This window comes from Acinetobacter sp., assembly GCF_039596015.1.
Taxonomy (GTDB): Bacteria; Pseudomonadota; Gammaproteobacteria; order Pseudomonadales; family Moraxellaceae; genus Acinetobacter.
The window spans coordinates 12,692-38,916 of the sequence record NZ_JBCNKN010000014.1 but is presented as its reverse complement, the minus strand read 5'-3'; the positions used below and the strand labels follow the sequence as shown (position 1 = coordinate 38,916).

At 41.3% G+C, this 26,225-nt stretch carries 24 protein-coding genes and 1 riboswitch; of the genes, 15 read left to right on the top strand and 9 right to left on the bottom strand.

Annotated features, from left to right (window positions below; genetic code table 11):
• The first annotated feature begins 54 nt into the window (after nt 1–54).
• From ABDV70_RS11730 to ABDV70_RS11705, 6 genes are all read left to right on the top strand, one after another.
• Nucleotides 55–1,923, top strand: coding sequence for a DEAD/DEAH box helicase (locus ABDV70_RS11730; protein WP_343597954.1), 1,869 nt, complete (start codon nt 55–57; stop codon nt 1,921–1,923).
• Between the two features lie 427 nt (nt 1,924–2,350).
• Nucleotides 2,351–3,172 (top strand): ABC transporter ATP-binding protein, encoded by an 822-nt coding sequence (locus ABDV70_RS11725; protein ID WP_343597953.1) that lies wholly within the window; start codon nt 2,351–2,353, stop codon nt 3,170–3,172.
• Nucleotides 3,169–3,945 carry a lipid asymmetry maintenance ABC transporter permease subunit MlaE gene (mlaE, locus tag ABDV70_RS11720; protein WP_343597952.1) on the top strand — a complete coding sequence of 259 codons (777 nt, stop codon included), beginning with the start codon at nt 3,169–3,171 and terminating at the stop codon, nt 3,943–3,945. The genes ABDV70_RS11725 and mlaE overlap by 4 nt, the downstream gene beginning before the upstream one ends.
• Nucleotides 3,945–4,619: an outer membrane lipid asymmetry maintenance protein MlaD gene (locus ABDV70_RS11715; protein ID WP_343597950.1), complete on the top strand. Its 675-nt coding sequence runs from the start codon at nt 3,945–3,947 to the stop codon at nt 4,617–4,619. Before mlaE ends, ABDV70_RS11715 begins: the two co-directional genes overlap by 1 nt.
• A gap of 22 nt (nt 4,620–4,641) precedes the next feature.
• Nucleotides 4,642–5,271, top strand: coding sequence for an ABC transporter substrate-binding protein (locus ABDV70_RS11710; protein WP_343597948.1), 630 nt, complete (start codon nt 4,642–4,644; stop codon nt 5,269–5,271).
• Nucleotides 5,272–5,287: 16 nt separating this feature from the next.
• Nucleotides 5,288–5,578 carry an STAS domain-containing protein gene (locus ABDV70_RS11705; RefSeq protein WP_343597947.1) on the top strand — a complete coding sequence of 97 codons (291 nt, stop codon included), beginning with the start codon at nt 5,288–5,290 and terminating at the stop codon, nt 5,576–5,578.
• Nucleotides 5,579–5,654: 76 nt separating this feature from the next.
• On the opposite strand, the gene ABDV70_RS11700 is transcribed toward ABDV70_RS11705, so the two are convergent.
• A complete protein-coding gene (locus ABDV70_RS11700) occupies nt 5,655–6,668 on the bottom strand; it encodes a CorA family divalent cation transporter (RefSeq protein WP_343597945.1) in 1,014 nt (337 codons plus the stop codon).
• Between the two features lie 157 nt (nt 6,669–6,825).
• On the opposite strand from ABDV70_RS11700, the gene ABDV70_RS11695 reads away from it, so the two are divergent.
• A complete protein-coding gene (locus ABDV70_RS11695; RefSeq protein WP_343597943.1) occupies nt 6,826–7,407 on the top strand; it encodes a TIGR00730 family Rossman fold protein in 582 nt (193 codons plus the stop codon).
• Nucleotides 7,408–7,435: 28 nt separating this feature from the next.
• Here the strand turns inward: ABDV70_RS11695 and ABDV70_RS11690 are convergent, their stop codons facing one another.
• Complete coding sequence (locus ABDV70_RS11690) at nt 7,436–8,074, bottom strand: phosphoribosyltransferase family protein (RefSeq protein WP_343597941.1); 639 nt, start codon at nt 8,072–8,074, stop codon at nt 7,436–7,438.
• Nucleotides 8,061–10,106 (bottom strand): ATP-dependent DNA helicase RecG, encoded by a 2,046-nt coding sequence (gene recG, locus ABDV70_RS11685; RefSeq protein ID WP_343597939.1) that lies wholly within the window; start codon nt 10,104–10,106, stop codon nt 8,061–8,063. The genes ABDV70_RS11690 and recG overlap by 14 nt, the downstream gene beginning before the upstream one ends.
• A gap of 24 nt (nt 10,107–10,130) precedes the next feature.
• Here recG and ABDV70_RS11680 point away from each other — a divergent pair, with 24 nt between their 5' ends.
• Nucleotides 10,131–10,946, top strand: a complete 816-nt coding sequence (locus ABDV70_RS11680; protein WP_343597937.1) for an SDR family oxidoreductase — start codon at nt 10,131–10,133, stop codon at nt 10,944–10,946.
• Nucleotides 10,947–10,990: 44 nt separating this feature from the next.
• Here ABDV70_RS11680 and plsB read toward each other — a convergent pair whose 3' ends face one another.
• Nucleotides 10,991–13,567, bottom strand: coding sequence for a glycerol-3-phosphate 1-O-acyltransferase PlsB (gene plsB, locus ABDV70_RS11675; RefSeq protein ID WP_343597935.1), 2,577 nt, complete (start codon nt 13,565–13,567; stop codon nt 10,991–10,993).
• Nucleotides 13,568–13,830: 263 nt separating this feature from the next.
• Between plsB and ABDV70_RS11670 the strand changes: the two genes are divergently transcribed.
• The 5 genes from ABDV70_RS11670 to ABDV70_RS11650 all read left to right on the top strand — a co-directional run bounded on the left by ABDV70_RS11670 (nt 13,831) and on the right by ABDV70_RS11650 (nt 18,257).
• Entirely contained in the window at nt 13,831–14,706 is an 876-nt protein-coding gene (locus ABDV70_RS11670; protein WP_343597933.1) for an acyl-CoA thioesterase II, read from the top strand.
• Nucleotides 14,707–14,782: 76 nt separating this feature from the next.
• A complete protein-coding gene (locus ABDV70_RS11665; protein WP_343597932.1) occupies nt 14,783–16,048 on the top strand; it encodes a dicarboxylate/amino acid:cation symporter in 1,266 nt (421 codons plus the stop codon).
• A 364-nt stretch (nt 16,049–16,412) separates the two neighbouring features.
• The gene (locus ABDV70_RS11660; protein WP_343597930.1) at nt 16,413–17,192 is read left to right on the top strand and encodes a TonB family protein; all 780 of its coding nucleotides are present in this window, start codon (nt 16,413–16,415) and stop codon (nt 17,190–17,192) included.
• A 37-nt stretch (nt 17,193–17,229) separates the two neighbouring features.
• Entirely contained in the window at nt 17,230–17,853 is a 624-nt protein-coding gene (locus ABDV70_RS11655; protein WP_343597928.1) for a MotA/TolQ/ExbB proton channel family protein, read from the top strand.
• Nucleotides 17,853–18,257, top strand: a complete 405-nt coding sequence (locus ABDV70_RS11650; RefSeq protein ID WP_343597926.1) for a biopolymer transporter ExbD — start codon at nt 17,853–17,855, stop codon at nt 18,255–18,257. Before ABDV70_RS11655 ends, ABDV70_RS11650 begins: the two co-directional genes overlap by 1 nt.
• A gap of 92 nt (nt 18,258–18,349) precedes the next feature.
• On the opposite strand, the gene ABDV70_RS11645 is transcribed toward ABDV70_RS11650, so the two are convergent.
• From ABDV70_RS11645 to ABDV70_RS11625, 5 genes are all read right to left on the bottom strand, one after another.
• A complete protein-coding gene (locus tag ABDV70_RS11645) occupies nt 18,350–18,970 on the bottom strand; it encodes a LysE family translocator (protein ID WP_343597925.1) in 621 nt (206 codons plus the stop codon).
• A gap of 339 nt (nt 18,971–19,309) precedes the next feature.
• A complete protein-coding gene (locus tag ABDV70_RS11640) occupies nt 19,310–20,470 on the bottom strand; it encodes an acyl-CoA desaturase (RefSeq protein ID WP_343597923.1) in 1,161 nt (386 codons plus the stop codon).
• 172 nt (nt 20,471–20,642) lie between these two features.
• Nucleotides 20,643–21,362 carry a glycerophosphodiester phosphodiesterase gene (locus tag ABDV70_RS11635; RefSeq protein WP_343597921.1) on the bottom strand — a complete coding sequence of 240 codons (720 nt, stop codon included), beginning with the start codon at nt 21,360–21,362 and terminating at the stop codon, nt 20,643–20,645.
• 39 nt (nt 21,363–21,401) lie between these two features.
• Nucleotides 21,402–21,980, bottom strand: a complete 579-nt coding sequence (locus ABDV70_RS11630; protein ID WP_343597919.1) for a cob(I)yrinic acid a,c-diamide adenosyltransferase — start codon at nt 21,978–21,980, stop codon at nt 21,402–21,404.
• Between the two features lie 84 nt (nt 21,981–22,064).
• Nucleotides 22,065–23,894: a TonB-dependent receptor gene (locus ABDV70_RS11625; RefSeq protein WP_343597917.1), complete on the bottom strand. Its 1,830-nt coding sequence runs from the start codon at nt 23,892–23,894 to the stop codon at nt 22,065–22,067.
• 38 nt (nt 23,895–23,932) lie between these two features.
• Nucleotides 23,933–24,118, bottom strand: a riboswitch (cobalamin riboswitch).
• Nucleotides 24,119–24,268: 150 nt separating this feature from the next.
• On the opposite strand from ABDV70_RS11625, the gene ABDV70_RS11620 reads away from it, so the two are divergent.
• Together ABDV70_RS11620 and trpB are read left to right on the top strand one after the other, a co-directional pair.
• Nucleotides 24,269–24,910 carry a phosphoribosylanthranilate isomerase gene (locus ABDV70_RS11620; RefSeq protein ID WP_343597915.1) on the top strand — a complete coding sequence of 214 codons (642 nt, stop codon included), beginning with the start codon at nt 24,269–24,271 and terminating at the stop codon, nt 24,908–24,910.
• Nucleotides 24,894–26,123 (top strand): tryptophan synthase subunit beta, encoded by a 1,230-nt coding sequence (gene trpB / locus ABDV70_RS11615; protein WP_343597913.1) that lies wholly within the window; start codon nt 24,894–24,896, stop codon nt 26,121–26,123. Before ABDV70_RS11620 ends, trpB begins: the two co-directional genes overlap by 17 nt.
• The last annotated feature ends 102 nt before the right edge of the window (nt 26,124–26,225 follow it).

Sequence of the window (26,225 nt, the reverse complement as noted above, 5' to 3'; positions counted from 1 at the left end):
ATGTCCAATAGACTTTAATTATCTTGGAGCACCCAGATCAGGGTGAATATCTCTATGAGCAAAACTTTTGCTGATTTTTCATTAGACGAGTCGCTACAAAAAGCACTTGAGACTCTTGGCTTTACTGCGCCTACTCCTGTGCAAGAACAATCGATTCCTGCTGCTTTAGAAGGGAAAGACCTTCTAGTATCTAGCCAGACGGGTTCTGGTAAAACTGCTGCATTCTTACTTCCTACGTTAAACGCTTTAGCTGGTCAAGAAACATTAGTACCGTTTAAAGAACGTATGAAAGCGATTACTCAACCAAGTATTTTGGTTATTTCTCCAACACGTGAACTTGCACAACAAGTATGCCAAGACGCAATTGCATTTGTTCGTCATATGAAAGGCGTTCGTGTTGCTGCAATCATGGGTGGTATGCCTTTTGGTAAACAAATCCAACAATTAAAAGGCGCTCAAGTTGTTGTTGCAACTCCAGGCCGTTTACTTGACTTGGTAAACCGTCGTCAAATCAAACTTGATAAAGTTGAATCTTTAATTGTCGACGAAGCTGACCGTATGCTTGATTTAGGTTTCTCTGAAGACCTAGAAGCAATTAGCGACTTGGCTTCAAGCCGTAATCAAACTTTAATGTTCTCTGCAACATTTGCACCACGTATCATTAATCTTGCTGAACGCATGATGAACGATCCTGAACGTATTGCAATTGAAACAGGTCATTCTACGAATACAGATATTAGCCAGACTTTACACTGGACTGATGGTTTTGAGCATAAGAAAAAATTGCTTACCCACTGGTTAAGTGAAGAAGATTTAGATCAAGCCGTTGTATTCGCTTCTACTCAAGAAGATACAGACATGCTTGCTGAAGAACTTTCTGAAGCTGGTCATTCGGTTGTTGCACTTCATGGTGCAATGCCTCAAACAGTACGTAATCGTCGTTTACGCAGTATCCGTGAAGGTCGTGCAAAGATTTTAGTTGCAACTGACGTTGCAGCACGTGGTCTAGACGTACCAACAATTTCACACGTAATTAACTTTGGTCTTCCAATGAAACACGAAGACTATGTACACCGTATTGGTCGTACAGGTCGTGCGGGTCGTACAGGTAAGGCAATTACTTTAGCGACTTATCGTGAACGCGGTAAAATCCGTGCATTAGAAGACTATTTAGAAACACGTTTAGACGTTTCTGAAATTGAAGGTCTTGAGCCATCTCCACCTCCTGCACGTAGTGGTCGTGGTGATGGTGGTGGTCGTGGTCGCAACAATGGCGGTGGCCGTGGTCGCAGTAACGGCGGTGGTCGTCGTTTCGAAGGTGAAGGTAACTTCAAACGTCGTGAAGGTGGTCGTGATGATCGTCCGCGTCGTAGCTTCGATGATAAACCACGTGGTGACCGTCCATCATTTGGTGGTGAAGATCGTCCACGTCGTGAATTTAACTCTGACCGTCCACGTCGTGAGTTTAATGGCGACCGTCCACAACGTTCATTTGGTGGCGAAGATCGTCCACGTCGTGAATTCAATGGTGACCGTCCACAACGCTCATTTGGTGGCGAAGATCGTCCACGTCGTGAGTTCAATGGCGACCGTCCACAGCGTTCATTCGGTGGTGAAGATCGTCCACGTCGCGAATTTAACTCAGACCGTCCACGTCGTGAGTTTAATGGTGACCGTCCACAACAACGTCCATTTGGTGGTGAAGATCGTCCACGTCGCGAAAGCCGTTTTGGTGATAAGCCTCGTTTTGATTCAAATGATGATAATCGTGGTAACCGCGCAGATTATAAACCACGTACTTTCCGTGCTAATGGTGATCGTCCAGCGTTTGGTGGCGAAGATCGTCCACGTCGTGAATTTAATAAATCAGACCGTCCACGCCGTGAAGGTAGTACAGACCGTCGTCGTAAATTCTCAGACTAAGATTTAAAGTCTGAAATTGAAAGAAACCAGTCGTCATGACTGGTTTCTTTTTTATACAACAAAATAAATCTAAAGTATGATAAGATTTACATCTTATGAAAACATAAAGTTAATTTTTCATAAAAGATAAAACATTTAAAATAAATGTGATGTAAAAGTATTCGGGTAAAGCACTGGCTTTGTTTGTGTGGAAAAAATCTAAAATTTTCTTGTTGCTAAAATAGTAAGCTATGTTTCAGAAAGCCTATATGTAATCTTTTACAATATGTTAGGCTTGACTCCCTATATTGTACTTTTTAATGAAAATTGAGATTTTAACTCAAAGAAATCCTTGTGTTTTTTTTGATTAAAAAATGAATATATGAGAGATTTTCAACATCTCATGCAGATGAAACTGACGGCCGTGATGATAAGCAGGGATTAGTCTATGACAGAAAAGACAGCGACTTCGCCAGCTCAGACCTTGATTGAGGTCAAAAATCTGAGCTTTAAACGGGGCGAGCGTGTTATTTATGACAATGTAAACCTTAATATTCGCCGTGGGCAAATTACTGCCATTATGGGGCCATCAGGAACAGGGAAGACCACATTACTGCGCCTGATTGGAGGGCAGTTGACTCCCGATGCGGGGCAAGTGTTGCTCGATGGTCAAGATCTGTCGAAAATGACTCGGCATGACTTATTTGCAGCGCGTGCGAGAATGGGGATGTTGTTCCAGAGTGGTGCGCTATTTACCGATATGTCGGTTTATGAAAATGTTGCATTTCCGATTCGAGCGCATACCCAATTACCCGAAAATTTGATTGCAGAATTGGTTGCTCTAAAATTAGAGTCGGTTGGTTTGCGTGGCACTGAAAAACTGATGCCTTCTGAACTTTCTGGTGGGATGAACCGTCGTGTTGCATTGGCACGTGCGATAGCACTTGATCCAGATTTGATTATGTATGATGAGCCGTTTGCAGGACAAGATCCGATTGTGATGGGGGTTTTGACCCGTTTGATTCGTTCTTTACGTGAAGCGCTTGATCTGACCACCATTATTGTTTCACATGATGTTGATGAAACCATGTCGATTGCAGATTACATCTATATTGTTGCGGAAGGTCAAATTCAGGGCGAAGGTACGCCAGAAAATCTCAGACAACATCCATCTGCTTTTGTACAACAATTTTTAAATGGACAGGCGGAAGGTCCAGTCGATTTTCAATTTAGTCATCAGGCTTATTTAAGCCAAGAGGTGAGTTCATGAATGCTATTGCCTATTTAGGTAGACGTGTGATTGAACGTGTTCGTGGAATTGGTGTGGCAACGATGATGTTGTTGCAAATCATTTTCTCAATTCCAACATGGCTTGGGGTACGTTTGTTTGTGTACCAGATGTACCGTGTTGGGGTGATGTCCTTACTGATTATTGCCGTATCGGGTTTATTTATCGGTCTCGTGATTGGCTTGCAAGGCTATAGCATTTTAGTCAATGTTGGTAGTGAAAGCATGTTGGGTACAATGGTTGCCCTCACTTTATTGAGAGAATTAGCACCAGTTGTGGCTGCATTATTATTTGCGGGTCGGGCAGGTTCAGCATTAACAGCAGAAATTGGTTTAATGAAAGCAACCGAACAGCTTTCTAGTATGGAAATGATCGGTGTTGATCCATTAAAACGGATTGTTTCTCCGCGACTTTGGGCGGGAACAATTAGTTTACCTATGCTGACTGTCATTTTCTCTGCGATTGGTATTTTTGGCGGGAAAATGGTGGGTGTTGATTTTCTTGGGGTCGATGAAGGCTCATTCTGGAGTGGAATGCAAAGTTCTGTGCAGTTTCAGCACGACGTCGTCAATGGGATTATTAAAAGTATTGTTTTTGCTGTGATCTGTACATGGATTGCAGTTTATCAAGGTTATTGTTGCGAACCGACATCGGAAGGAATCTCGACAGCCACAACACGGACTGTTGTGTATTCATCTTTATGCGTTTTAGGTTGTGATTTTGTGTTGACTGCGGTCATGTTTGGAGGAGTGTAATGAAATCACGTAAGAGTGAACTGGCCGTAGGTGTATTTGTCATCCTGTTTGGTTTGGCATTATTTTTCTTGGCAATGAAAGTAAGCGGTTTAACAGGAAATAATCTGGGTGACAGCTACACCATGACCGCACAGTTTGACAATGTAAATGGTTTAAAACCTCGTGCCAAGGTGACCATGAGTGGTGTAACTGTCGGACGGGTTGAGTCGATTACTCTCGATCCTATTTCCCGATTGGCGAAAGTTACTTTTGATTTAGATGGCAAATTGACATCATTTAATGCTGACCAACTAAAGACAGTTGAAAAAAATGCATTAGATGAGCTGCGTTATAGCGATAGCTATCAACAAGCGGATGCCGCTAAACAAAAAGCAATGGAACAGCAACTGTTGAGTAACATGAATTCCATCACTAACATCGATGAAGATGCTTATATTATGGTGGCAACCAATGGTTTACTCGGTGAAAAATATTTGAAAATTGTTCCTGGTGGTGGGTTGAACTATATCAAACGTGGCGGCGTGATTAGCAACACACAAGGCACTATGGATCTGGAAGATTTGATCGGTAAGTTTATTACTGGAATGTCTGGAAAATCATCAGGTGATTCTGGCGATAAGGCTGCTTCAGAAACAGCACAACATACGGATGCACAAACATCATTTGCTGAATAAGCAGGTTAGAGGAGTAATAATTTTGAATACATTAATGAAGCAAACATTAACAGCAAGTATTTTATCAACAATGATTGCAGGAACAGCAATGGCAGCACCTGCTGAAGCGCCACCTGCATTTGTAAAACGTATTGCTGATAGTTTGATTGGTCATTTAAAAGCAGATCATGCAAAGTTACAGAACAATCCTTCTGCGGTAAATGCGATTGTAAAACAAACCCTTGAGCCAAACGTAGATGCACAAGCATTTACCCGTATTGTGATGGGTACTTATGCTTCAGCACAAAATAGTACAGCTCAGCAACGTGCAACATTTGAACGTAACTTGCGTCAAAGTCTAGTTCAGAACTATGGTGCTGCTTTAGCGAAATATAGCAATCAAACCTATAGTCTTCGTCCGTACAAACAAACCAGCAGTGCATATCCTGTTGTAACCATCGACTTTAATAATCAGGGACAAAAGACCCCTGTATCATTCCAGTTAACTGATGCGGGCAGCCAGTGGAAAGTGCGCAATATTAATGTAGCGGGGATTGATTTAGGTCTACAGTTCCGTAATCAGTTTGCGGATACGGTAAAACGTAATGGTGGTAATCTGGATAAAGCGATTGCAACCTTTAAACCGAATGCTGATAACGCAGCAAAAAAATAAGTGAAATAGGTGTAAGGTGATTGAATTTAAGTCGCAGCAATTGATTTTATCTGGGCATGTAGATTTTAATAATGCAGCACAGTTATATACACAAGGGCTAGAAATTATTCATCAACAGAAAAGTTTTCCTTTAACTGTTGATTTGTCTGGCCTTGAGCAAGGAAATACATTGGCGTTGGCGGTGTTGGTGCAATGGTTGCGTCAAACACCACAGGCTCAGGGGCTCCAGTTCAAGGCAGTCTCGGAGAAAATGCTTAAAATTATTCAAGCTTGTCATTTGCAAGATGACTTAAAATTGATTGCTTAAATGCCCAAAGCACCCTTTTTAATTGGGCTTGATGTCCAGTTAAAAAGGGAAAGCTGCCATATACAGTGTATTTTCTTTAAATCCACTTTTTCCAACGGAAATAAATGAGTGGCGCAAAGAAAGATCCTACAATAATGATCGAAACAGCAGTAAAGCTGAAATCCCCATGTGCAAAGGGTAAAACCGTGGTATTCATACCATATAAGCTGGTGACCAGCATGGGTGGTGTAAGCATACTAGGTAAAATAGAGAATCGACGGATCGTGTCATTTTGCTCAGTGTTAATAAACCCTGATGTGGTATCAAGTAAGAAACGTACTTTTTGGAACAAGAACGCATCATGTTCAACCAGTGAACGGACATCTTCACTCATTTCCCGAATCTCTCCATCATAAATATGACTACCGAGCGCACGTGGACGAGATAAAAAAGTTAAAACGCGGCGTAAATCAATCAGACAAAGTTGTGCTTTACCTAAGGTATCTTCTTGTTGTGCTAAGCGAGTAATCATGTCGTCAAGATCAAGCATTTGTTCCCGATGATGGTTGTTGAGCACTTCGGTTGAATACTTTTCTAGATCTTTATGAATGTCTTCAAGGATGTCTGCTAGTTCATCAAGTTTGGCTTCAAGTAAGCCAAGTAAAATCCAGATAGGATCTTTATAATCAATATCATAATCATTACGACGAGCACGCGCACGAAAGGCGCGAAAGGCAACCAGTTTTTCACCGCGTAAGGTAATTAGACGTTCTTTTGTTAAAATGAACGCAACAGTTTGCACCATGGCCAACATGTTTCCAGCTTCATCATTTCCATCATCAGCTTGATAATTCTTATTTTTTGTTAAAAAATAAGTACTGATGTGAAGAATGCCATCATCATCACGGTAAAAGCGGGCAGAAGATGAAATATCTTCCAAAGAGTTTAATGTTGGTAAATTCTGTTCATAAGCATCAATGACCCATTGTTGCTCCTCTTGTGATGGAGCAATCAGGTCAAGCCATACCAATTCTGGATATAAATCAAATCCACCATTGATGGCTGCATCTTCGAGACTACCACGCTCTGTGGCGTAAAAAGCTTCAAGCATCGGTGTCTTTCTCCCTTACGCAGGTTGGGGGGTAAAACGATGCGTGTATTTTAGACAAGGAATACATTAAAAACACTGTCCACTTTGTTATTTTGCTAAAAAAAAGATGCTTTAGTTTATTTTTAATACATGACAGTTGCATAACAGGTTAATTTTTATGAAATCAATTGCTATTTTCTGTGGTTCTAAAGCAGGCAACCAAGCTATTTTTATACATACTGCCCAATGTGTTGGACAGGTTTTGGCTAAAAAAGGCATAACCCTCGTTTATGGTGGTGGTCGTTCAGGGCTGATGGGAACAGTTGCTGATAGTGCATTGCAGGCAGGTGGCCGTGTGATTGGGGTGATCCCTACGGCACTGGTCGATAAGGAATTGGCACATCCAAACCTGACCGAGCTGCATGTTGTTCGAAATATGCATGAGCGCAAAACCAAAATGTCTGAGCTGGCTGATGGGTTTATTGCGTTACCGGGTGGGGCGGGGACTTTGGAAGAGATTTTTGAGCAATGGACATGGGCGCAGTTAGGAATTCATGCTAAACCTTGTGGTTTCTTAAATGTGAATGGTTTTTATGATCCATTACTTCAAATGATACAACGTACGGTGGATACAGGATTTACGCAATCACGTTTTGCAGATGCGTTACAGGTGTCGGATCAGATTGAAGGACTTGTCGAAAAATTTGAACTTTATCATTCACCTGAACCGAAATGGGGTGTGAGTGACGTGACGCCTTGATTCGTTGAATCATAAAAATTCATTTGAATTAGATGGGTGGCATAGCCAAACATACGGCATGAATTTCCCGACAACCTAGATGCTTAAGCTGACGTGCCAAGGCATCTAGTGAACTTCCTGTTGTCACGACATCGTCTACAATCAGTACACGTCTAAAGCGTAATTTGGGTCTTTGGGAAACATAAAATTGTTGTTCGATATTTTGCAAGCGTTCGACACGTGATAGTCCTTTTTGAGCATGTTCCTTTTTTCTTGAAACGGGTTGCCAAATCGGGACGTTCAATTGTTTGGAAAGTTGTTTTGCCAAAATAAATGCCTGATTATAGCCACGCTCTGCCAAGCGTTGTTCAGAAATAGGCATGGCGACGATTGCTTGAACTTTGGGTAACTTTAAGCTGAGCAAGAGTTGGGTAAAGAGTGGTAGATAATGGAGCTGTTGTTCGTATTTAAATTGCTGAATCATCCGATTGAGCGGGTATTGATATGAACAGGCAACTTGTACATTTAAATTTGGATATTCAACCACTTGTTTTAACCACGGCAGGTTTTGCCAGCAGTCTTTGCAGATCGTATGACCAAGAGGAGCATGGTCACTTTTGCACAGTTTACAGGGCAGTTGAATGTGCAAGACCTGCTGTATGTGTTGGAATAATTTAAATATACGCATAACGAGGGGCTTCGGGTAACCAGCGTTTCAGCAAGGGTTCAACCAGTTCAGGGTATTGTTTTAAAATTTGCTCGGCAACATGATGCGCTTGTGCCAAAAGGTGATTATCCCGTTCGAGTTGGGCAACACGGAACCCCATATCACCTGTCTGTTTTGTGCCAAGTAGCTCTCCTGGGCCACGAAGTTCAAGGTCTTTTTCAGCAATCACAAAACCATCGTTACTTTCTCTTAAAATGGCCAGTCGTTCGTAACCATTTTGAGAAAGGGGTGTTTTATAAAGTAGGGCACAAAAACTGGCAAGCGCACCACGTCCAACCCGCCCACGTAACTGGTGCAGTTGTGAAAGTCCTAAGCGTTCGGCATTTTCAATGATCATAATGCTGGCGTTTGGCACATCGACACCGACTTCAATGACCGTTGTGGCAATCAGTAATTGAAGTTCATTTTGTTTAAATGCCTGCATGACGGATTGTTTTTCATCGGCTTTCATTTTGCCATGTACCAGGCCAATTTTGAGGTCAGGAAAGCGTTCTTTTATTTCTAAATACGTTGCCTCGGCAGCCTGTGCATCGAGGGTTTCGGACTGTTCAACCAAGGTGCACACCCAATAGGCTTGTTTTCCTTCGCGGCAGTTATTGGCAATTCTTTGTAAGACCTGTTCACGCCGTTCGAGGGGAATAGTAACCGTCTGGATTGGTGTTCGTCCGGGAGGGAGTTCATCAATAACAGAAGTGTCCAAGTCACCATAAGCACTCATGGCCAGTGTTCGGGGAATTGGGGTTGCTGTCATCACCAATTGATGTGGCGTGGTGCCTTTTTCGCCTTTGTTGCGTAACGCAAGGCGTTGATCGACCCCAAAGCGATGCTGTTCATCAATAATTGCCAGTCCAAGTTTGGCAAAGCTGATATTGTCTTGAAATAGGGCATGTGTTCCAACAACCAATTGTGCTGAACCTGATGCAATATCCTGTTCTGCTTGTGCCCGTGCTTTGCCTTTTTGTTTACCCGACAACCAAGCGACTTGAATACCTAAAGGTTCAAACCAGCGACTAAAATTTAAGAAATGTTGTTCGGCCAAAATTTCTGTAGGTGCCATCAGGGCAACTTGCCAACCTGACTCTAGTGCGTGACAGGCTGCAATGGCGGCAACCAATGTTTTTCCTGCACCGACATCGCCTTGTACCAAGCGTAACATGGCTTTATCTTGTTTTAGATCATGGGCAATTTCTTTGGAGACTCGTTTTTGTGCCGCAGTCAGACTAAATGGAAGCTGTGCTAAAAGTTGTTTTGCCAAGGTCTGGCTGGTCGCAATCACAGGTGATTGAATTTGACGAATATAAGCCCGACGTGTCAATAAACTGATTTGATGTGCTACTAATTCTTCAAAAATCAGACGTTGTTGTGCAGGATGAGCCGCTTGACTGAGTTGCTGCATATTGGCACTAATTGGCGGTTCATGGATATATAACAGTGCTTGTTGTAAGGCATAACCATTGTGAAATTGTGCAGGAATCAACTCAGGTAGATGGTCACTGTGCTGTTGTAGTGCTTGCTTAATATATTCACGTAATTTGGGTTGAGTTAAACCTTCGGTACTGGGATAAATGGCAGTGAGTTGGGTTTTAGGGAGTGCAGTATGCGGGGTAACACTCTGAATTTCAGGGTGATAAAGTTCTAGGCCACGTGCGCCCACACGTACTTCGCCAAATACCCGAACACGATTGCCGATTTGTAGGCGGTCAGTTAAATTTTTATAAATATGATAAAAACGTAAGGTAACTTTTGCCGTATCATCTTGTAAGCCCACAGCCATAGACTTTCGTTTGCCTGGCGGGAAGTCGACAGATTGCACCACACCTTCAAGCAGATAACTGCGTCCCACACTCAATTGGTTCATGGGAATAATCGTGCTACGATCTTCATAATCACGGGGAAGATGAAACAATAAATCTTCGGTTGTGAAAATGTGCAGTTTTTCAAGCAAGGATGCAGTAGCCTGACCAATACCTTGCAGGGTCTGAATTGAAGTCATGTCCCTCCAGCAGGATAAGTTGTTATGAATATCTTATTTATCGGCTATGGTAAAACATCTCAACGTGTTGCAAAACAGCTATTTGCAGATGGTCACCAGATTTATACCATGAGTCGAAGTGCAAAAACAGACACTTTTGCACAACATGCCATTCAGGATGTTCATCATTTAGATCTGACAGCCTATCCGCCGTTAGATTGGGTTTATGTACTGCTCAGCCCTGATGAAAGTAATGCTGAGGCATATCATGAAACCTATGTCAAAACAGTTCAACCCATTGCTCAGGCTTTAAAACATCATCCAGTACAACGTATTGTGGTGGTGTCATCGACCCGTGTTTATGGTGAAGATGAAGGGCAGGCAATAGATGATGAAAGTCCAGCAAATCCAAGCGACTCACTTGGGCGATTACTCCAGCAGACGGAACAATTGTGGCAACAGGCATACCCTGAGCAGGTGATTGTGATTCGTCCGAGTGGTATTTACGGAAGTCATGTTGCCCGTATGCAAAAAATGGCACAGGCAACCACATATCCGCATAGACATTGGACAAATCGTATCCATCTGGATGATTTGGCAGGTTTTCTGGCGTATTTGACTCAAATTCCTGAACAACAATTACAGCACAGTTATATTGTGAGTGATTCTAGACCTGTGCTGATGCATGAAATTTTACAATGGTTTCAGCAGCAAGCAGGCCAGCCAACTTTAAGTGTTACGGATGTGAACAAGCAAACAGGGAAACGCATATATGCGACACGGCTATGCTGTAGTGGTTTTCAGTTGCAGTACCGAAACTGTTTTGACGTGTATCAGTCGTTAATGGCAGCATCTAGCTGATGACGATAACAAAACCACGCCGAGGCGTGGTCTTGTTTGGCCTATTATTTGCTTTTACGTTTAAGACGACGTTTGGCATTTTGTGCGGCAACGGCATCTAAAGCTTGCTGTAATTCTTCATCACTAAACTGGGTGATTTGTTTGAGCATGTGCAAGGTTGCATCATCTAAAATCAGGTTGGCATGTTGTGCCACTTGGCTGAATTTTTCGTTATATTCAAGGAAACCTTGGTCATTGGTTTGAATATATTCTTGTTGCGTAAGCACTTTTAAGAAGCCTTGGAACAAGGCTTTATCAAAAAACTCTGGCGAATTAAATTCATATAAAGCCGATAAGCGCTGTCCTAAAAGATGACTTAAATCTTCCACTTGTTTTGCAGAAATATTGCCTGAACCACGTTGTGTAATCAGTGCAACAGTCATGAAATAGCGTTCCAGACTTTGTTTTACAGGGGCCGCCATCAATACCAGTTGTTGATGTGCTTCTGAGTTTGGTGTCGGACTATGTAACACACCATGCGCATCTTGGGTGATGAGTTCAGCATCAATCAACATATCCATATATTGTTGGATTGGTGCTTGAAGTTCAGCCACATCCCATTTCATAAACAATTCTGCTTTGAGGAATGGGTAAAGTGTGCAAATCACATTTGATAGTTCATCACGGTTAATTTTACCATTGCGTTCAACCAATGATGCAATCAGGGATGGCAACACAAAGGCATGCACAATGTTGTTACGGAAATAGGTTAAAAGAACGGCTTGATTGTCTTCAATGGCAATAATATCGCCTAAAGCATGTTGGACACGTTTAATCAGTTTTAGTTTTAGACCGTAACGAATCATTTCCTTACCAGACAGAGGGGTAACTTCTGTACGTTGGTCGTAAGGCACTTGTGTCGCAATATTGCGATAGGTTTCAAGTTGTTTGATGAAAACTGCTTCGTCTAAAGTATGTTTGTCTGTCGAAAGCAGGGTTAATGCAAGCAGTGAGACTGGATTGATGACCACGGCATTATTAATTTTTTTCAAAATTTCATATGCTGAACTGGTTACCGCATCAGACACTGGGGCTGGGATTGGATCGTCATTTTTAACAATACGAATATTTTCTGCATTATGCGCTTTAAGAACATCATCCAGAAATACAGGCTCGCCAAAGTTTAAATGCACCTTACCAAAAATCCGTTCGATTTTGCGCAAAGTTTTGGCAATGCCAAGTAAAGATTCGGTTTCTTTCGGTTTGCCTTGCATTTCGCCAATATACGTCGAACCTTCCATGAGGCGTTCATAACCAATATAAGTTGGAATAAACACAATCGGTTTATTGCTGCGACTACGCAAATGACTGTGTACCGTCATGGCAAGCATGCCTGTTTTTGGCGGCAGCAAACGACCTGTACGAGAACGCCCGCCTTCGATGAAGTATTCCAAAGGTGTGTTTCGAGACAAAATACTGTACAAATATTCTTTGAAAACCGAGGTATAAAGTCCATTGCCACGGAAAGAACGACGGATAAAGAATGCACCACCGCCACGTAAAATCTGACCGACAAATGGCAGATTCAAATTATCGCCAGCGGCAATATATGGCACCATTAACCCACGACGGTGAATCACATAAGACAACAATAAATAGTCGATGTGGCTGCGGTGACAAGGGGTGTAAATCACCTCATAGTCTTTGGCCAGTTCACGTACAATATTAAAGTTATGTACTTCAACACCATCGTAAAGTTGTGTCCATAAACGGGTCAGTGCCATATCGGCAAAACGTACTGTCGAATATGAATAGTCCGATACAATTTCGTTGACGTAACCAATGGCACGACGTTCTGCTTCAAACAGGCTGACTTTGCCACGAATGCTTTCACGGCGAATCGCTTCTTGAACATCGGACGATTTGATCAGTGATTGCATTACGTTACGACGGTCAGACAAGTCGGGGCCAAGTATCGCTTCACGCTGACGGTCTAAATATTGGTTGAGATGATTGACAATATAAGTGGCAGGTGACAGATTTGGATGTTCTTTTTGTGCCACCTGAACCAATTCACGTAAAGATTGGTGCGGATGAAATTCTAAAAATGACTGACGACCATGCATACCAATATTAATCAGTTGTTTTAAGGTGCTTGGTGTCGCCCAAGTGTCAGTAAATAATAATTTAAATAGAGAATCTTCTTTATCTGGTGAACGTCCCCACAAAATCGTGACAGGCACGAGCTGAATGTCCAGTTCAGGATTTTGCTCAATCAAATCAATGAGGCGAAGCAAGCGTGGAGGTAATGTCGGGCTATTGGCATTAAAGACTGAAAAATCTGATTTTTGTAAAAAGAAAACAGATGATTTTTCCTGATGCCCTGTGATATTTAAAGGCTCTAAAGCCGCAGGTAAATTTAACCGTCGTGTTTCACTGTCGACAACAAGCGCATTACTCCGAGAATAATTCTGTAAAACGTATACAGTGAGCTGAGCTGGTTTATTTTCTGCCTGAGCTTCAACGGATGTAGCTTCAGCTGAAGTGGGTGGAACATCTCCAAGAAGGTGTGGGGTGACCACAAGATCAAGAATTTTGCTTGATAGTCTGCGATAGATTTGACCAAAGCTATTCTTGGACATAAGAACTCCTACTTCAACTTGATGTAAAGCCGTGATGAAAAACCACATGGAAAGGTCAAAAAGACCATTCTGGTAAATTTACTTTAGCCGACCATTTTAACCAAAATCCTTGGGGTTGCGCATAAATTTGGTTGAAAAAACGTATTTTTCTTAGGGAATTTCACATTATCGATGAATGGAAAATGTGCTTTACCCTTGGAAAGACTATGGCACAATAACCCAGATAGACCTTTAAGATGTGCTCGAACGACACAGGCAGGAACATGACAAACCTAACGCAAGAATTGATTGATCTACTCAGTCTAGAAAAAATTGAAGACAATATTTATCGTGGACAAAGCCGAAATTTAGTCGGAAAACGTGTGTTTGGTGGACAAGTCTTGGGGCAAGCACTCCGAGCTGCATCCTATACAACGGATCGACCTGCACATTCGATGCACGCTTACTTTTTATTTGGTGGTGATATTAATGCACCGATTATTTATGAGGTGGATCGTTTAAGAGAAGGCAAAAGTTTTGTCAGCCGTCAGGTACGTGCGATTCAGCATGGGCGACTCATTTTTACTGCCATGATTTCATTTGCACCGCCAGAGGAAGGGTTGGAATATCAGCAACACATGCCTGATTATCCAAAACCTGAAGAACTGAAAAATGAGCAAGAACTGAAACAAGGATTACTAAAATTTGTACCTGAAAATGTACGCGCAAGTTTTATGCGAGAGCGTCATGTTGAATTACGTCCAATCTATGATGTGAGTAATTTCTTCCATCCACAGCCAGAACCACCACAATATGCGCATTATGTCCGTACTCATGAAAGGATTCCTGCGGATCAAGATCAGATTGCACTACACCAAGCCATCGTGGCTTTTTATTCTGACTTTACGTTGATGACGACAGCACTACGTCCACACGGACTGAATTATCTGTCTCCAAGTTTGCAGTGTGCCAGTATCGACCATGCTATCTATTTTCATCGTGCATTACGGGCAGATGACTGGATGCTTTATGACATGGAAGCAACGGTAACCGCGAACTCACGAGGGCTTAATTTTGGTCGTATGTGGCAAAACGGTGAACTGGTGTGTAGTACGGTACAAGAAGGACTGATTCGTTTACGTGAAATAGAAACGCAATAAAAGTTCTAAGTAAAGACTCGATTCTCCATTCAGCTCATGCCATATTAAACATAATTACACGACAAAATGGATTGGCATGAGCTTAAACACGCAAATCTTTATTGCCGCATTGATCGGTATTTTCTTTGGATTACTACTTCGCTTTTATCCAGATGCAGCATTTTTTGATCAAAGCGTTTACATCCTCACCATTATTAGTGGCATTTTTATTGGCTTTTTAAAAATGCTATTGGTGCCTTTGGTTTTTTCTTCGATTGTGATTGGTGTTGCCAGTCTGGAGTCAGGACATCAGCTCGGTAAAGTGTGGAAAATCACCTTACTGTGTAGTTTTACCACCATGAGCCTATCGCTGTTTTTAGGTTTGGCGTGTGCGCATATTTTTGAAGTTGGCAAGGGCTTAGATGTCGCCATGTTCCAGAGCGCCATGCAGCAACATCAACCTGCGGTTCAGTCGTTGGACGCATCTTCTTTTTTAATGAACTTTGTTCAAAATACACTGATTAACCCATTTAAGGCATTTAGTGATGGCAACGTCCTGTCGGTTGTGATTTTTGCTATGTTGATGGGTTTGGCACTAGTCTATGGCGGAGAACGCTTTCAATCCATTCGCAAAGTGAGCCAAGAATTTTTTGATTTGGTGATGCTTTTGGTGAGTTGGGTGATGAAGCTCGCACCAATTGGGATTTTTGCGTTATTGGCAAAACTCATTGCCAAAGAAGATTTATCTATTTTAAGCCGGGTTGCAGAGTTTGCCGCAGTGGTCACGGGAACCACCATTTTTCATGGTTTGGTGGTCTTGCCATTGTTGTTATGGATTTTTGGGAAAATGTCGCCGTTGACCTTTTTTAAAGGTACACGTCTGGCACTCATTACTGCCTTTGCGACCAGTTCAAGCTCAGCTACCATGCCTTTAAGCCTGAAATGTACGCAGGAAAATTTAGGTGTACGTCCACAAATCTCAGGCTTTGTGATTCCGTTAGGTTCACATTTAAACATGGATGGTACGGCATTGTATGAAGCCGCTGCTGCACTTTTTGTGGCGAATTTGATGGGCCTAGATTTACATCTCGGACAGCAAATCATTGTTTGCCTGACAGCTATGATTGCATCATTGGGTGCACCAGGGATTCCAAGTGCGGGCATGGTGACCATGATTATGGTGTTGCAATCGGTTGGATTGCCTGCCGAGGCGATTGCAATTTTACTGCCGATAGACCGTATTCTGGACACCGTGCGCACAGTGGTTAATGTACAGGGCGATATGATGGTGAGCGTGGTCGTAGACCGTTATACCCGTACAGATGACGATGCACCACTTCAAATCAGTAAGCAAGAAGGGTAGCGTTATTCTTTCTCGTTTGAACATGTGATCGGGTGAATTATGGCGTAAGCGCTGTAATTCACATCATTTTACAATATCGGTGCATCCTAAAAAGGAATGGCTACATATCCTGCCAAGTAACAAATTATTCTTAGAAAATCATTGCGAAACAAAATTGTTATATTATAACATGGCCGACGAGCAATTAAGATCAATGCTTAAACTTGAACAGTGTGCAATGTAAAAATGAAAAATAAGTTGCAAATGAAAACACTTCTCATTTATTATAGTGCAACTTAATTGTCCAATCCGATAAATATGATTTGTATTTTGGATGATCTAATCTTAAAAAATACAAAGCATGTGCCACAGGTCATATGGTGCTATGAGTCACTCTACCGTATTTAACGAAAATCAGCCCGATAGTGGTATGAAGAAAAAAGTAATCACTGCTTTAGCTGTAGTGGTTGTTGGACATCTGGGGGTACTTTGGGCATTGGGTCAAATGAAGGTTCAAGAAATTAAGCCGATTCATAAAGATCCCTTAAAAGTACGTTTTGTCAAAATCCAGCAGCCTGCAAAGATTCTTCCTCCTCAGCCAAAAGAGCAGCCAAAGCCAAAAGAGAAACCGAAGGAAGTTAAAGAAGTTAAGATTGTAAAACAGCAATTGCCACCGCCACCGAAAAAAGTGGAAAAGGTGCAGCAAGTAAAAGCTGAAACACATAAACAGACGATTCAACCGCCAGTGACCAAACCGAGTCCAGTGGTGAGTACCACCGTTTCAGAAACCAAAGCAGTGGTGAAAGCACCTGCACCTGTGGTAAAGCCAGAACCAGCTCCCGTTGCTAAAGAACAACCTGTTACACCGCCAGAGGATAAATCACCTAAAAGTGTTTCTATTGGTGGGGCTGGGGTTCAATGGAGTCGTAGTCCAAGACCTTCTTATGACCAGAGTGACTTAAAGGGTGAAGCACGTTCGGTGGTGGTTGCCATTGAAGCAAATGAAAAAGGGGTGATTACCTCTGTACGAATTGTAAAAAGTAGCGGACTTCCAGACCTTGATGAAAAAATTAAGAAGGCTGTACGTAGCGCAAAATTTAAACCTTATAAAGAAAATGGTGTGGCGTATCCGATTCGGGCAAACCAACCATTTGATCTTACTTAATCGATTTAACGGTTAACTCAATTAGGAGTTCGAGTACATGAACTTTTCAGTCTATTGGCAAAATGCAGATGCCGTTAGTAAAACCCTGTATTTTGTATTAATTGCAATGTCGATTGCGACATGGACAATTTTCATTTTACGCTTAATGGGTACTCGACAGTTGAAGCAGCAGGCATATGCTCAATTGGAACGTGCATTGAGTCAGCTCAAGGCAAAATTACAACCGTTGTCTTTTGAGCAGCGTAAAGCTGTTGCAGAGCAAGCTTTACTTCGTCAAATTTCTGAAGAAAAAACATCAGCAGAAAAAGGCGTATCTGTGTTGGGAACGATTGCTTCTATCGCACCATTTGTTGGTTTATTCGGTACCGTGTGGGGAATTTTCCATGCCTTGGTTGCCGTTGGACGCAGTGGGCAAGCGGGTTTGGCACAGGTTGCAACACCTGTAGGTGAGGCTTTGATCATGACAGGTCTAGGTCTTTCAGTCGCAATTCCAGCCGTATTGGCATATAACATCTGCTTACGTGCTAACCGTGCCTTGTCACATGCTTTGCAGGACAAAGCGCACAGTCTTTTAATTGATACGATGTTGCAGCAAGAAACTGTAACCGCTCAAACAGAAGGCAAAGCAGCTGAACAGAGTTATGCGGGAGGTCAGGCGTAATGGCTTTTCAATTGGGTGAAGATCACGACACTGGCATGAATGAGATGAACCTCATTCCCTTGATTGATATCATGCTGGTTTTGATGATTATTTTCTTGGTAACAGCAACTGTTGCAAATCCATCAATTCCGCTGACTTTACCCAAAACGACAGCGGAAATTACAACTCCGCCACCAAAAGCGATTACGGTCAGTATTAATGCCAAAGGTGAAGTGGCTTGGAATGATCAGGTTGTGACATTAGATGAGTTGGCACATCGTTTCCAAGAAGAAGGTAAAGCGGCTCAGAAACCAACCATTCAGCTTCGGGCAGATAAAGAGTCTAAATACGACACTGTTGCTCAGGTCATGTCCCGTGCAAGTCAAGCAGGGTTAAGCGATATTGCATTTGTAAGTGAAAACTAAGCTTTAAATACAATTTGCTTTACTGAAAACCGATGATGTCATTTAACATCATCGGTTTTTTATCGGCATTTACTTTTGGGTGATTTTAGGTGTTAGTGTGCAATGAGCAACGCGGCCAATAAAAAGAAAATACAACCACTTGCTTGATTGAGCCGAGAAAAGTTTTTACCTGACAGTAGCCTATCTTTAAATAAAGCAGAAAAATTTGCGTAAATTAGATGAATAATTAAACCAATAAAGCAAAATGTAAGCGACAAAATTAAGAACTGATGCACAATTGTTTGATGAACATCAATAAATTGAGGAAACAAGGCAATAAAGAAAACAATGGTTTTAGGGTTGAGCAATGACGCAAAAAGTCCCTGATAAAATAAATATCCCTTACTGATTTTGGATTTTATTTGATTGTCTTTAGTGACCTGTGTTTGTAAAGGTATTTTCTTTATAAAATTTTTATAACCAAGAAACATTAAATAGAGTGCACCAATATATTTTAAAATGGTGAAAATAGTTGGATTACTGGTAATAATTAAACCCACACCACTGGCAGAAATCATAGCAATAATAAACATGCCGACAATTAGCCCGGTAATACCAAATAGGGCAGTACGTATTCCATAATTGATGGAGTTCGTAATGGTGAATAATACGCCTGGGCCGGGGCTTAATAATGTTAGAAAGGCAATTGTAACGAAGACTAAAAAACTACTCACGTGGTTCCATCCTATATCATCATTTTCAATAAATTTATAGCAAGAAGAAACGAAATTGCCTGTCAATCAATAGACCTTATGTATAAATCTATCTCGCAATTTTTCATTCAACTTCAGGTTCTTAGAATATTATTTTTTATGAAAAGTACCTCTGCTGAATTGAATGATTTGTAGTCTATCTGATTGTGAAGATGGAGAGAAGATAATTTTTATATTTGAACTCTGCCAAGATAAAAAGGCCTATTTTTGAGTGTTAAAATCACAGTTTTATGAGGGCTGTTGATGCAAGAATATAAAAAAGCCCATTCAAAAGAACGGGCTTTGCGAGACAGAAATATTTTAGCGAGAAGGCAGTTTTCTGACGTTTTTAATCATCACTTCAAGACGATCGCGGTGATGCTGTAAACGCTGTTCAATCAACTGAAACTCAAGTTTTAGCTTGTGATCCATTTGATGGATTTTTTCAGTCATTGCTGCTTTTTTGGTTTGAATTTCTTGTTCTTTTAGCTTGCTCCAGTCATTTAAAGTGTGAGCAAACGCTTCCGATTCTTGTGAAATCTTTAATTTTAAAGACAAAAGATCTTCATTGATGTCATGTCCATAGACTGCTAAATCTTGTTCGGCATATTTAAATTTCATTGCTAATTCGGCTTTTTTAATATTGAAGCTTGGAATACGACGCAGATTTTTAGCTAATCCAAGTTTAGAGCAGCTCCAGATCAACCACTTGGTTGGGTCATATTGCCACCATTTCACACCATTACGGTAGTCGTATTGGAAGATATGGTGATAGTTATGATAACCCTCGCCCCATGTTGCAATGGCTAACCAAAAGTTATCACGTGCTGTGTTTTCATCGGTATACGGACGTTTACCAAACATATGACAAAGCGAGTTAATAAAGAAGGTGACATGATGGCTGAGAATCAGACGTAATAATCCGCCCAACAGCACCACACCCCAAAAGTCACCTACGGCCCAACCCACAACACCTAAGATCACCACGTGGACTGCAATGACGAGAGGCACGTAGTATTTATCTTGGAACATCACGACTTTGTCATTGAGTAAATCGGGTGCATTTTTGTAGTTTGGTGCGGCAGCGGGATAATCTCGAATCATCCAACCCAAATGTGCATACCAAAAACCATTATTAATAGAATATGGATCTTGTTCTACATCATCGACATGGCGGTGATGTGTACGATGACCTGATGCCCAATACAAAATACTGTTTTGAACAGCGAAGGTACCACCAAGCATTAAGATGATTTTGAGCGGGAGCGACGCTTCATAGGCACGATGCGCCCATAAACGATGATAACCCGCAGTAATACTTAAGCTACTGACAGCTAATAAGAAAAACAAGCTTAACCATGCGCCTAAAGTGAAATCATGATGATAGGCGTACAACGGTATAGCAATTAAGGCCGCAACAGGCGTACCCAATAAAGTAATGGCAGCAGTCCAGTTTATTGGGGCTTTGGGCAGGGGAGTCATGTGTAGCGACACTCCTAAAATGTAAATAGGATAACCTTCAGAACATACATTAAAGGTAATATTCGAGGTATATTTCGTGCTGATGCGAAATCGACCTGAGTTAATATTATACACTTGTATTTTAAAAGCGAAACAGAAAATACAGGCTTTTATATTCTACTTTCATATTACGCTATTGTTGTAATTCTTGAAGCATTATTTTGGGTAGATCTGTAATCAAACCTTGTACACCTAGTTCACGTAATTCTCTTGCACGATGAACATCATTGACTGTCCAGACACTCGTGTTTAATTGTGCAGCATAAGTATCTTGAATACGTTGTTTTGTTGCCAGTTGATTCATCCAGCCAATACGCTGACAACCTAGACGGGTGGCTGTTTCAACCGCCGTGTCAGGATGTGACTCGACCAATAGTCCTCGTTTGAACGAGCTATTTTGTTGTTGTAACGCTGTTAAAATTTTATGGTCAAAACTGGTGATGGTGGCTTGAGATTCAAAACCAGCTAAATGAGGGATGAGTGTTTCGATCAGTTGATAGGCTGCATCTTGATGCGCTACAGCCTTAATTTCGACTTCGATATGCTCAAAATTGGCAATTTCCGCTAAAACCTGAGCAAGGGTGGGGGCATATTCGGGTTGTGGCCACTCAGGCCATTGGGCACGTTGGTCAAACTGGGTCAGTTCAGATACATTATTACATTCATAAATGTTTTTATTGATATTGGCGGTGCGCTGAAAATTATCATCATGAATCACCACCAAAGACAAATCTTTGAGTTGTCTGACATCAAACTCGACAGCACGAATACCCAGCTGGCGTAAATATTGAAATCCACCTAGCGTATTTTCGGGTGCTTCACCTCTTGCACCGCGATGTCCAATAATTTGCATGATGTCAGCCTTTTGATATGTTGTGTCAAAAGTATAGGTCTAAATGATGTCATTAATATTTTTTTGCCAAAGGACTTCGCTACCACCTTCGAGTCTTTGCAAGGTACGTGAGGCCACAAATAGCCAATCCGATAAACGGTTTAAAAGTTGTAATGCAATGGCTTGAATATTTTGATCACGTTGCTGGACAGAGAACAAGCTCCGTTCGGCGCGACGACAAACAGCACGAGCTTGATGTGCATAACTACAAGATAAAGAGCCTGATGGTAAAATAAACTCTTTAAGCATAGGAAGCTGTTCATTCATACGGTCAATTTCTTGTTCAAGAAATTCAATACATACGGGTTGGAGTAAATTATAATTTGGAATGCAAACTTCGCCACCTAAATCAAACAACCAGTGTTGAATCAGGCTTAAACTTTTTTCCCATTCTGGCTGATGAGGCGTTTCACTTTGTTTAATTTGAGCGCGGAGTACGCCAATGATCGCATTTAATTCATCGATATCGCCAAGTGCCTGAATACGTAAGTCATCTTTTGCAACACGAGAACCATCTCCTAAACCTGTTGTTCCTGTGTCACCTGTACGTGTATAAATTTTGCTTAAACGATGTCCCATAAAAATTCCATAAAAAAAGGATAATGTTTTGGAGGCCATTATCCTAAAAAAGCGCTGTTTCGGCTATTTTTTTATTAACTGTGATTAGTAGCGAAGCGTTACACCTACAGATGCAAGGCGACCACCATTGATGTACCATGTATCTGCACTTGAGTAAACTGCTTTATATTTTATATCGCCAATATTCTGAATATTGGTGAAGAGTTTGATGTTTGAATTTACATTCCAGAAGGCATTTAAATCGACTGTTGCATAACCTGGTACTTTTACAGTCGTATTGGCTTTAGCATGAGAATGGGAAACTAAAGAAGCATTCACGCCATAAACACCGTCATCATAACCTGCTGTAACGGTTAAAGTTTGGCGAGGGCGACGGATAAGTTCTTGTTTGGTTGATTCATCTTCAGTTTTAACATATGCATATTCAGTCGATGCAAATAGTTGATCTTGTTTCCATTTTAAACCAAGCTCACCACCAGTCATATTGGCTTTATCAACATTGATATATTGATAATTAGAATTTGATCCAATTAGATTTTTTACTTTTGTATAATAAACCGAAGCATTGGCACTTAAACCATAATTGAATTGTTGATCTAAGCCTAATTCATAAGAAATACTCTCTTCTGGCTTAAGGTTTTGGTTTCCATAATAGTCTGCATATAGTTGATAAGCGGTTGGTGCTTTAAATGCAGTACCAATATTGGCATAAATACTGGTTAATGGCGTAATTTGTAGACGGCCTGCTAATTGACCAACAGTATGTGTACCAAATTGATCATTATCTTCTAAACGAATTCCAGCTTGTGTATGTACAGCAGCATTATTATATTGGTGTTGTAAATAATAGTCTGTAGAGCTTAGATTTTTTTTGCCAGATAAATAGTCGTAAGTAACATCCGTATCTTGAGTTGATGCACCAATCAACATATTTTGTTGAGGGGTAAATTTCCAGTTTAAGTTGACATCACCTTCATTACGCTCACTCTTATAAGCATAAGAATATGTCTCGACATAGGTTGCCTGATCTTTATAATTTGAATAGCGTGTATTTAAAGTCAATGCATCATTAAATTGATATTGGCCTAGCCAGTTAATTAGCTGGTTTTTAAAATCACGTTTTGCAGTATTTGTACCAGTACTATAATCCAAATAATTATTTACGCCTTTATTTTCACTAATAGCAAGGCTCGTACTGAAATCACTTTGTTGATAACCGACTTTCGCACTATAACCTTTTTGGTTATATCCACCTTTATCACTGTTGTCTTGGGTGTTTAATACAGGTGTCCCGTCACTTTCCATGCGTTGTCCACGGATTTGCGCAAAGAAGCCATTTTGAGCTAAGTCTGCGCCAGCAATGGTTTTGTAGGTATTGTCTTCGCCATAGAGGCCAGTAATAAAAGCAGCATTTTTTGTCGGATTTTCTGTGCGTAATTGAATGACACCACCAATTGCATCGGATCCATACTGTACCGAAGCTGGGCCTTTTAATACTTCAATTTGGTTGACATCAGATAAGTCTAGTAATTCAGAATTATTTTTACCATTAATTCCTTCAGCCAAGGATGCGCCATCTTTGAGTATCAACGTATGGTTAGAATTTGTGCCTCGGGTAAAAATAGAAGAGGTTTGACCAATACCGCCCGATTGCACGATATTTAAAGCGGCATCTTGTTTTAAGATATCAGACAAATTTAATGCAGGATTTTTTTCAATATCATTCTTCGTAATGACAGTAATACGTGCAGGAACTTGACTCGCTTTTTGTTCTGTTTTAGAGGCAGTTACCACAATTGGATCAAGTTGAACGCTTGATTGATCTGTATTCGAATCTTGAGCATGTGCCACGGTTGTTAAACCCATAGCAGAAGCTATAGCCGTAACTAAAATAGTTGGCTTAAAAATAGACATGAGATGTTTGCTCCATACATTCACTCCCCGTAAATGTTTGATAGAAGTAAACAACAAGCAGGTCTCCGGACTTACAATATAAATAAATTTTTGCATATAGCGCCTTCCCATTCTCAATGAACAGTGGCGTTAGCATGGTGCTAAATATGCAAGTATTGATAACCGTTGCGGGGGCAGCGCTGGACTTTCACCAACTTCCCTAAACTTGATGTATAAAATATTGATAAATTGTTATGCAGTATACGGAGTTTACATGACCGAAACAATCAATTAGCACGCAATCGCTTGTAAATTCAAATTTAAACTAGATTTTTACAGTCAAATTCCGCTTTAATGCAGAGCGAATAAATGAATGTCTGGATAAAGAAAATTCGATGAGAACCAGAGCTAAAATTTGTGGGATTACCCGCAGTCAAGACGTACAAAGCGCTGTTGATGCAGGTGCGGATGCGATTGGATTTGTATTTTATCCACCGAGCCCTCGTGCTGTAACCTCTGTGCAGGCACAACAACTGATTAAAAAAATACCTGCATATGTTCAGGTTGTGGGGTTATTTGTTAATGCAACTGCGCAGGAAATCACAGATCTTTTAGCTGATGTCCCTTTGGATGTTTTACAGTTACATGGCGATGAAACACCAGAGCAATGCATCGAAATTGCCAGACAGAGCAAACGGCGTTGGTATAAAGCGATTCAGGTAAAACCTGATCTTGATCTAATAAATGAAATTCAGCGCTACCAACAGGCAGGCGCAAGTGCTATCTTACTGGATGCTTGGCATCCTGATTTAAAGGGTGGTACAGGTGTACAGTTTGATTGGTCAAAATTTCCAAAATTAGATATCCCCTTGATATTGGCGGGCGGTTTGACTCCTGAAAATATTCAAGAAGCGATACAGACCACACAACCATTTGCTGTTGATGTGAGTGGAGGGGTGGAGTCAGCAAAAGGAATAAAAGACCAACAACTTATCGAAAGATTTATGCAAGGAGTCCATTGTGGATCAGCAAAATGAAGTGATTGACTACACACAATATCCAGATGCCAAAGGTCACTTTGGTATTCATGGCGGACGATTTGTGTCAGAAACATTGATGGCTGCACTAGAAGATTTAGAAAATCTGTATAACAGAATGAAAAATGATGCAGCATTTCTGGCAGAATTTGACCGTGATTTGGCCTACTATGTTGGCCGTCCAAGTCCACTTTATCATGCTGAACGATGGTCGAAGCACCTTGGCGGTGCGCAAATTTATTTAAAACGTGAAGACTTAAACCATACGGGTTCACATAAAGTGAATAACACGATTGGTCAGGCATTATTAGCAAAACTGTCAGGTAAAAAACGTATTATTGCTGAAACGGGTGCAGGGCAGCATGGTGTTGCAACAGCAACGATTGCCGCACGGTTAGGGCTTGAATGCGTGGTTTACATGGGCGCAGAAGACGTTAAGCGTCAAGCGATGAATGTTTATCGTATGCGTTTGCTCGGTGCAACTGTAGTGCCTGTAGAAAGTGGTTCAAAAACCCTAAAAGATGCGCTGAATGAAGCGATGCGTGACTGGGTGAGCAATGTCGATAGTACTTATTACGTGATTGGTACCGTGGCAGGGCCGCATCCATATCCGCAATTGGTACGTGATTTCCAGTCGGTTATTGGTCGTGAAGCGCGTCAGCAAATTTTAGAGCAAGCAGGTCGCTTACCAGATGCTTTGGTGGCATGCGTGGGTGGTGGTTCGAATGCAATGGGCCTATTCTATCCATTCCTCAATGACCAAGACGTAAAAATGTATGGTGTTGAAGCGGCAGGTTTAGGTATCGAAACAGGAAAACATTCAGCACCTTTAAATGCAGGTCATGTCGGTGTTTTACACGGTAACCGTACCTATTTGATGAGTGATGAACAAGGTCAAATTATTGAAACGCACAGTATCTCGGCAGGTTTGGACTACCCGGGTGTTGGCCCTGAACATAGTTTCTTGAAAGATATGAACCGTGTGCAGTATGTCCCAATCAATGATGAAGAAGCTTTACAAGGCTTCCGTGATTTGACTCACATTGAGGGTATTATTCCAGCGTTAGAAAGTTCACATGCGATGGCATATGTGACAAAACTTGCACCGACCATGTCAAGAGATCAAATCATTATTGCAACGGTTTCGGGTCGTGGCGATAAAGATTTGATGACGGTTGCACGTTTGGATGGTATTCCAATTGTAGATATGTAAGTCTAAATTCAGTATAAAAAAGTCTCAGTTTTGAGGCTTTTTTATTTGGATAAAATCGGGCCTGATAAAATATGCAAGATCGGATGCAATCGTATTTTTTGG

Bases quoted from the DNA above. Each gene is read 5' to 3' on its own strand.
- ABDV70_RS11730 (WP_343597954.1), top strand. From the start codon at position 55: ATGAGCAAAACTTTTGCTGATTTTTCATTAGACGAGTCGCTACAAAAA.
- ABDV70_RS11725 (WP_343597953.1), top strand. From the start codon at position 2,351: ATGACAGAAAAGACAGCGACTTCGCCAGCTCAGACCTTGATTGAGGTC.
- mlaE (WP_343597952.1), top strand. From the start codon at position 3,169: ATGAATGCTATTGCCTATTTAGGTAGACGTGTGATTGAACGTGTTCGT.
- ABDV70_RS11715 (WP_343597950.1), top strand. From the start codon at position 3,945: ATGAAATCACGTAAGAGTGAACTGGCCGTAGGTGTATTTGTCATCCTG.
- ABDV70_RS11700 (WP_343597945.1), bottom strand. From the start codon at position 6,668: ATGCTTGAAGCTTTTTACGCCACAGAGCGTGGTAGTCTCGAAGATGCA.
- ABDV70_RS11695 (WP_343597943.1), top strand. From the start codon at position 6,826: ATGAAATCAATTGCTATTTTCTGTGGTTCTAAAGCAGGCAACCAAGCT.
- ABDV70_RS11690 (WP_343597941.1), bottom strand. From the start codon at position 8,074: ATGCGTATATTTAAATTATTCCAACACATACAGCAGGTCTTGCACATT.
- recG (WP_343597939.1), bottom strand. From the start codon at position 10,106: ATGACTTCAATTCAGACCCTGCAAGGTATTGGTCAGGCTACTGCATCC.
- ABDV70_RS11680 (WP_343597937.1), top strand. From the start codon at position 10,131: ATGAATATCTTATTTATCGGCTATGGTAAAACATCTCAACGTGTTGCA.
- plsB (WP_343597935.1), bottom strand. From the start codon at position 13,567: ATGTCCAAGAATAGCTTTGGTCAAATCTATCGCAGACTATCAAGCAAA.
- ABDV70_RS11670 (WP_343597933.1), top strand. From the start codon at position 13,831: ATGACAAACCTAACGCAAGAATTGATTGATCTACTCAGTCTAGAAAAA.
- ABDV70_RS11665 (WP_343597932.1), top strand. From the start codon at position 14,783: ATGAGCTTAAACACGCAAATCTTTATTGCCGCATTGATCGGTATTTTC.
- ABDV70_RS11660 (WP_343597930.1), top strand. From the start codon at position 16,413: ATGAGTCACTCTACCGTATTTAACGAAAATCAGCCCGATAGTGGTATG.
- ABDV70_RS11655 (WP_343597928.1), top strand. From the start codon at position 17,230: ATGAACTTTTCAGTCTATTGGCAAAATGCAGATGCCGTTAGTAAAACC.
- ABDV70_RS11650 (WP_343597926.1), top strand. From the start codon at position 17,853: ATGGCTTTTCAATTGGGTGAAGATCACGACACTGGCATGAATGAGATG.
- ABDV70_RS11640 (WP_343597923.1), bottom strand. From the start codon at position 20,470: ATGACTCCCCTGCCCAAAGCCCCAATAAACTGGACTGCTGCCATTACT.
- ABDV70_RS11635 (WP_343597921.1), bottom strand. From the start codon at position 21,362: ATGCAAATTATTGGACATCGCGGTGCAAGAGGTGAAGCACCCGAAAAT.
- ABDV70_RS11630 (WP_343597919.1), bottom strand. From the start codon at position 21,980: ATGGGACATCGTTTAAGCAAAATTTATACACGTACAGGTGACACAGGA.
- ABDV70_RS11625 (WP_343597917.1), bottom strand. From the start codon at position 23,894: ATGTCTATTTTTAAGCCAACTATTTTAGTTACGGCTATAGCTTCTGCT.
- ABDV70_RS11620 (WP_343597915.1), top strand. From the start codon at position 24,269: ATGAGAACCAGAGCTAAAATTTGTGGGATTACCCGCAGTCAAGACGTA.